General features: G+C 74.3%; 8 protein-coding genes. 5 read left to right on the top strand and 3 right to left on the bottom strand.

What is annotated here, in order from left to right; all coding sequences use genetic code 11:
• Positions 1–8: 8 nt before the first annotated feature.
• The gene (locus ACRYR7_RS23575) at positions 9–146 is read left to right on the top strand and encodes an EAL domain-containing protein (RefSeq protein WP_432574680.1); all 138 of its coding nucleotides are present in this window, start codon (positions 9–11) and stop codon (positions 144–146) included.
• A gap of 99 nt (positions 147–245) precedes the next feature.
• Here ACRYR7_RS23575 and ACRYR7_RS23580 read toward each other — a convergent pair whose 3' ends face one another.
• From ACRYR7_RS23580 to ACRYR7_RS23590, 3 genes are all read right to left on the bottom strand, one after another.
• Positions 246–527: a hypothetical protein gene (locus ACRYR7_RS23580; RefSeq protein WP_432574669.1), complete on the bottom strand. Its 282-nt coding sequence runs from the start codon at positions 525–527 to the stop codon at positions 246–248.
• A 446-nt stretch (positions 528–973) separates the two neighbouring features.
• Complete coding sequence (locus ACRYR7_RS23585) at positions 974–1,591, bottom strand: hypothetical protein (RefSeq protein ID WP_432574670.1); 618 nt, start codon at positions 1,589–1,591, stop codon at positions 974–976.
• Between the two features lie 283 nt (positions 1,592–1,874).
• Positions 1,875–2,441: an ATP-binding protein gene (locus tag ACRYR7_RS23590; protein ID WP_432574672.1), complete on the bottom strand. Its 567-nt coding sequence runs from the start codon at positions 2,439–2,441 to the stop codon at positions 1,875–1,877.
• 256 nt (positions 2,442–2,697) lie between these two features.
• Here ACRYR7_RS23590 and ACRYR7_RS23595 point away from each other — a divergent pair, with 256 nt between their 5' ends.
• The 4 genes from ACRYR7_RS23595 (at position 2,698) to ACRYR7_RS23610 (ending at position 6,013) form a co-directional block, all read left to right on the top strand.
• Entirely contained in the window at positions 2,698–3,153 is a 456-nt protein-coding gene (locus tag ACRYR7_RS23595; RefSeq protein WP_432574674.1) for a hypothetical protein, read from the top strand.
• A 774-nt stretch (positions 3,154–3,927) separates the two neighbouring features.
• On the top strand, positions 3,928–4,548 hold the full coding sequence (locus tag ACRYR7_RS23600) for an ANTAR domain-containing protein (protein ID WP_432574675.1): 621 nt from the start codon (positions 3,928–3,930) through the stop codon (positions 4,546–4,548).
• Positions 4,549–4,913: 365 nt separating this feature from the next.
• Positions 4,914–5,600, top strand: coding sequence for a type II toxin-antitoxin system Phd/YefM family antitoxin (locus tag ACRYR7_RS23605; protein ID WP_432574676.1), 687 nt, complete (start codon positions 4,914–4,916; stop codon positions 5,598–5,600).
• Entirely contained in the window at positions 5,597–6,013 is a 417-nt protein-coding gene (locus ACRYR7_RS23610) for a PIN domain-containing protein (RefSeq protein WP_432574678.1), read from the top strand. Before ACRYR7_RS23605 ends, ACRYR7_RS23610 begins: the two co-directional genes overlap by 4 nt.
• Positions 6,014–6,419 lie beyond the last annotated feature (406 nt).

Consider the following 6,419-nt stretch of genomic DNA (forward strand, 5'->3'; position numbering starts at 1 on the left):
TGATCGCGATGAGCCGGGACCTGCAGCGCACCGCGGTGGTGGAGGGGGTGGAGAGCCCGGCGGCCCTGGAGCTGCTGCGCGCGTTGGGCTGCACCCACGCGCAGGGCTACCTGCTGGGCCGGCCCGCACCGGCACCGCACGCCTGAGAGCGCGCTGGCGGCTCTGCTGGCGGCCCTGCTGCCGGTCGCTGCCCCCGCCGTGCTCACGTTCCCGCACGCGTTCTCATCACGCGCTGGTGGTGGTGCTCACAGCTCCCGGTGCCAGTCCTGCTCCGGGTCCTGCTCCAGATCCTGCTCCAGGTCGTGTTCCAGGAAGCGCACCTGCTCCTCCAGGCGCGCCAGCACCGAGCGCTCGCGCAGCCGGGCGCTGTGGCGCACCTGCTGCGCGCACGCGCTGCGGGTGGCCGCGCTCAGGGCCAGCAGCGCTCGGGCTGCGGCGTGGGCGTGCTGGGCCTGCAGCACGGCGCGGTGCACGCTGACCTGGCGCCACAGGTCCTCGAGCGCGGCCTGGCTCACTGCCTGGCTCACTGCCTGGCTCACTGCCTGGCTCACCGCTTCGTTCACCGCCGGCTGCGTGTGCGGCACGCGTTCGTTCATGTGCTCGCCTCCCCCGCGGTCGAGGCTACGCCGACTCCTCGGCTACGCCGGGGGAACCGCTTTTCCTGCGTGTGTGACGGCTGCGCACCCAGAGCGGTCTCGTCCTAAGTCGCAGGTGTAACTGCTAGGACCGTGGGGTACGCGATCACCATCGGCCCCCGCTCGGAGACCTCGACTCCCGGGCGGGGGCCGATCCCCCGGCCTTCAAGGGCCGCGCAGCACGACGGGCAGGGCCCAGCGGGGTGCGGCCGTGTGGCACACGCCCTCACCGACGTGCTGGCCCACACGGTGCTTGAGGAAGCCGCCTCAGCGCTGACCTCGCTGACCTCGGTGACCTCGGTGACCTCGGTGACGCGGACGAGTGCTTCTGTCCGGGCTCATTCTTGTCCGGGCTCACGGTTCCCGGCCTCGCCGTCTTCGCGGTCGGCGGCGTCGCGGTCGGCGGCGTCGCGGTCGGCGGCGTCGCGGTCGGCGGCGTCGCGGTCGGCGGCGTCGCGGTCGGCGGCGTCGCGGTCGGCGGCGGCGCGCCGGCGCGCCCGCCCGCCCTCGGCGCGCTGCGCGGCGGCGCGGCGGCGGTCATCGCGCGCCTCCAGACGGTCGCCCAGGGCGGCATCGCGCTGCACCGCGGCGTGGTGGCGGGCGATGCCGGCTGGGCCGTCCTGACCGCCGGCGGCGTGCTCGGCCGCGCGGGCTGCGCTGTCGCGCGCGTCGGCCGCCGCATCGCGCGCGTCGGCGGCCGCATCGCGCTGCCCGGCCACCTCGTCGAAGGCGTCGGCCAGCTCGTCCATGCGCTCGGCCAGCTCGTCCAGCTCCAGCAGCACCCGCCGCAAACCCTCACGGTTCCCACGGTCCTCGCGGGCGGTGCGTTCCCGGGCGGCCAGCTGCTCACCGGCGCGGTGCAGCTCCTGGGCGCGTGCGTGCAGCTGCTCCTGGCGCGAGGCCACCTGCAGGGGGCAGGCATCGTCGGAGGAGGCTTCATCAGGGGAGGCACCCACCGCTTGAACGTAGCAACACCTGCACTGACCGCTCGGGGTGCCGTCCTGCGGGGCCGCTGCGGGTGCCGCTCCACGACGCCGCTGCGGGTGCCGCTGCGGGTGCCGCTGCGGGTGCTGCTGCGGGTGCTGCTGCGGGTGCTGCTGCGGGTGCTGCTGCGGGTGCTGCTGCGGGTGCTGCTGCGGGTGCTGCTGCGGGTGCTGCTGCGGGTGCCGCGGTGCCTGTTCGAACACGGGCGGCTCGAACACGAGAGGTTCAGGCGCGGGTGGTTCGGGTGCGTGTGGTTCAGGTGCGGGCGCCCAGCTCGAACCAGACGGTCTTGCCCGTACTGGTGCTCGCACTGGTGTCGCTGCCCGCCTCGGTGTCGTCGCCCTCACCGGTGTCGTCGTCCTCACCGGTGTCGGTGCGGGGGTGCACGCCCCACCGGCTGGCCAGGGTCTCGATCAGGGCCATGCCGTGACCGCCGATGACGCGCGGGCCGTTGCGGCGCACCACCGGCAGCACCGCGCTGGCATCGCTGACGCCCACGCGCACCACCTGCTCGGTGCAGCTCAGCTGCACGATCACCGGCCCGGCGCCGTGCAGGACGGCGTTGGCCACCGCCTCGGTGGTCAGCAGCTCCAGCAGCGCGGTCTCGCTGGTCCCCGCGCTGCCGGTGGTTCCCGCGCTGCCGGTGGTCCCTGCGCCGCCACCGGTCTCGGTGGTCTCGGTGGTCTCGGTGTCCTCGGTGCCGCCGGTGGTCTCGGTGTGTGGTGGGCAGCAGCGCTGGTAGGCCTGCCGGACCCAGTGCCGGGCGGTGGGCACCGAGGACAGCCGTGGCGGCAGGACCAGCTGCATCACCGGCTGCCCCACCCGCTCCTCCTCGCCGTGCTGCTGCCCGTCCTCACCTGGTCCTCACCCGGTCCTCACCTCTGCCCCCGCTGCGCGGTGCTGTCGTGCGGCGCTGTCGTGCGGCGCTGCTGCGCAGTGTGGTTGACCGGGACTCCTTGCCCAGCGCCCTTCCCGCTGCTGCCGGCACCAAACGCGCGGCAGGCGAGCGGCGGGCTGGCCGGGCACGACTGGCCGGGTTCGTGGGTGTGGGACCCAGCGGTGCTGGGCATGCTGTCCGGTGAGCGTCCAGCTGGGCGGCGCACGTCACGCCCTGCTGGAGGACGCCGTGGGCACCCCTTCACCCAACCCGTCACCTGGTGTCTCACCCGGCGCTGCACCCGAGGTGCGCTCAGGTGGCTGGTCGGGCGCCTCCCCGGCGCAGAACAGGGCCACGGCGCGGGCGGTGCGGGCCCGGGCGGTGCGGCTGCGCGCCGAGGCCGCCCAGCTGCGCGATCGGCAGGGCAGGGTGCTGGCGCGCGGTGCTGGGCTGGCCCAGCGCAGTGAGCTGGTGCGGCTGCAGTCCGTGGCCGCGCGCCTGGGCGTGCCCGCGCCGGTGCTGACCGTGCCGGTGCTGACCGGGCAGGCCTGCTCGAGCGAGCAGGCAGCACGCAGTGGACTGCGCGCTGATGGGTTGCGCCAGGACGGGCCTGGCGGTGACGGGCCTGGCGGTGACGGGCCTGGCGGTGACGGGTGAGCACGGGCGGGTGGCTGATTGCGGCAGGCGCGCAGCGGTGCGGGCATCGCGCACGCACCGGTGAGGGCGAGGAGCCGGCCTTAGAGCGCGTGCCGAACGGGGGCGGTTCGGCCGGTGCCGCGCGGTGCGGGGTGGGGGGTGGTGCACGCCCCGCTCCTGGCTGAACAGGTCCACCAGCTGCACCCCGCGTCCGCCGGGCACGCGGGCGGGTGGGGGCTGCACGGTGGGCACCTGGCTGGAGCCGTCGCTGACGCAGAGCACCACCCCGGCGCCTTCGAGGCACTGCAGCTGCGCTTTGAGGCACTGCAGCTGCGCGCTGATCGGGGGGTCGCGGTCAAGTCCTGCGCCGTGGCGCACGGCGTTGGTGACCAGCTCGCTGATGACCAGCTGCACCAGCGGCAGGTGGGCGCTGTCGTGGTGGGCGCTGTCGTGGTGGGCGCACCAGTGCTGCTGGATCAAGCGGCGCGCTCGGCGGGCGCAGGCGAGCTCGACCGGCAGGGCCACCCGCGCTGCAGGAGTGGTGGTGCACACCGGCGCCGTGCTCGCGCTCGTGGCACCGGTGCGCACGGGCAGCCAGGCCGGGTGCGCACGGGCAGCCAGGCCGTGGCCGGTCGTGGTGGGCCGTGGCGCTGCTGTCGGTGGTCGTGCTGCAGCCGTCACGACCCGCCCAGCGCTGCGTGAGGATGCACCCGCGGGTTGAATGCACCCGCAGGTTGATGCACCCGCAGGTTGACGCACCCGCAGGTTGACGCACCTAGAGGTTGAGGAGCAGGCGTGGAGCCGTGCACGAAGACGCCCGCACCGCAGGGCGAGCCGCAGCTGGAGCCACAGCTGCAGGCGCAGGCGCAGGTGGCGGTGCTGGTGGCCGGTGCCCGCCAGGACTGCGCTGCTGTGCGGGTGCAGCTGCAGGAGGTCGGTGAAGCGGTCCGTTCCCTGGCCGAGGACCTGGCGGTGGCCCGCGTGCGCAGCAGCACCGCGGTCCAGGACAGTCGCGAGGCAGTGGCCCGGGCCTGTGCGGCGATCGAGCGCGCTGAGGCGCTGAGCGCCCAGCTCGCGCAGCGCCTGGAGCAGGCGGAGTCCGCGCGCGCCCAGGTGGCCGCGCGCGCCGGGGCGCTGGGCGAGGAGGTGCAGCAGCTGCGCACCGCGCTGGATCACCGGCCGCAGCTGCAGCACGCGGTGGGCGTGGTGATGCTTGTGCTGGGCTGCGATGCCGATGCCGCCTGGAAGGTGCTGACGCGGCTGTCGCAGCACACCAACCGCAAGGTGCGCCACATCGCCGACAGTCTCACCGCGCAGGTCGCCTGCGGTGCCGGGCCCTCCGAGGATCTCGTCGCGGTCCTGCGGCTGCTGCAGGACTCGCCGGAGGTGGCGGTGGGGGCGCGCCGGCGCTCGTAGGGCGTGTGCGCAGGGCCGTGTGCGCAGGGCCGTGTGCGCAGGGCCGTGTGCGGGCGCGGTACGGGGGCGTGTGGGCACGCTCGCCGGCCGGTGGCCTTGATGCTGTTCGCGGCGCCGCGGCCTGATCGCTGCTGACGGCGCGGTCCTGAGTGCTGCGTCGTGCGCTTTAGGGCCTGCATCCCCGGTGGGTGTCGCTTCAGGGTCCCCAGAGCGCCCGGACCGCTCAGAGCGCCCGGACCGCTCAGAGCGCCCGGACCGCTCAGAGCGCCCACGGGTGGGGCGGGGCGGGCTCGCGGCCCTGTCCGCGGGCCCCTCTGCTTCCCCACCTCCTTCCCTGGTGTGTAGCCGTTGGCTACAGTGAGGTTGTGCAGAGCATCCCGGTGCGCGACCTGCGCAACCACTACGCCGAGGTGATCCGGCGGGTGAAGGAGGGGGAGTCCTTCACGGTGACCGAGCGCGATGAGCCGGTGGCAGAGCTGACCCCGGTGGGCGGATCGGCCGGCTTCCCGCGCGCGTTCGTGCCCGCTGATGAGGTCGTCGGTGCTCTGCACCACCTCGGGTCCGGCGGTGCCGAGGAGCTGCGCGCGGACCTGGAGGGCTTCGTCGAGGACGCTTTGAGCGATCCCTTCGAGCGTTGGGAGCGGCAGCAGGCCGGCAGTGGGCGAGTCGCTCCTGCTGCTGACGGCCTCACCTCCGCCCCCGTCTCCAGCCCCGTCCCGGACGGTCACCCGAACGGTCGTGGGGACGTCGATGACGAGGCCGTCGGCGATGCCGACGGTGGGGATGCCGGCGGTGGAGCTACGGACGGTGGGTCGGTGCCCCGCGGGGGCGTGGGCAGCGCCGTGGATGGGGAGGTGGACAGGGAGGTGGACAGGGCCGCGGTGCGGGCGTGGGCTAAGGAGCACGGCTACCGCATCGATGAGCGGCAGGCGGCGGTGATCGAGCAGGTGCTGCGCGGGGCGTGGGTGCCGGGCGTTGCCGGTGGGCGCATCGAGGGCGCGCGCCCTGGTGGCACGGGGAACGCCGGTGGGGCGGGGGACTGCGGGCGGTGAGCGCCCTGGTCCTGGACACCAACGCGGTGATCACGATCGCTCAGGCGGCTCCCGGTACGCGTTTCGCGGGCATCGGGGCCCAGGACGCGGTGGGGGTCTCGGTCGTGACCGAGGCGGAGGTGCGCTTGGGTGTGGCGCTGGCCGTGGGTGATCCGCTCAAGCACGCCCAGCGGGCGGCGCAGCTGGCGTGGTTGGTCACGCGGTACCGGCCGTTGCCGGTGGATGCGGGGGTGGTGGCGGCGTTCTCCTCGGTGGCGGCGCTCTCGCTGGCTTCGGGGCGTGAGCCGAAGAAGGACTTCCGGGACCTGTTGATCGCGGCGACCGCGGTGCACCACGGGGCGGTGCTGGTCACCGATGATGCCGGGTTGGCGCGGGTGGCCTCGGCTCTGGTGCGGGTGCGTTCGCTGCACTGAGCTGGCCGGCCTCACGGAGTACCGCGGATCATGGAAGGCGCCCCCACCCTGCTGCTGGTGCACCAGGGTGGGGGCGTGGCCGGTGCCTTCGGTGTGCTGAGCTGCACCGGGAGCGGCGGAGAACCCGGCAGCTCGTGGTGAGGGTTGGTGGGCGTAGGTGTCTCCGGTCCCTGGGTCCCTGGGTCCCAGGGTCCCTGGGTCTGCAGGCTCGCTGCTTCGGCTACCGCTCTGGGCGCGCAGTGCCCGGGTAGTTCATCTCCTGCGCCGCTCGTTCCGCGCAGCGGAGCGAGTGAACTTCCGCGTGCACCGGCGAGCGCAGCGAGGTGGTGCACGCCTACAACCCTCGGAAACTGCCGAGCGCAGCGAGGGAGTTTCCACCGCAGCCGCGGAACCTACTGCACCGCAA

Origin of the sequence: Kineococcus gurbantunggutensis (assembly GCF_050871925.1) — a bacterium.
In the GTDB taxonomy this organism is placed as follows: domain Bacteria; phylum Actinomycetota; class Actinomycetes; order Actinomycetales; family Kineococcaceae; genus Kineococcus.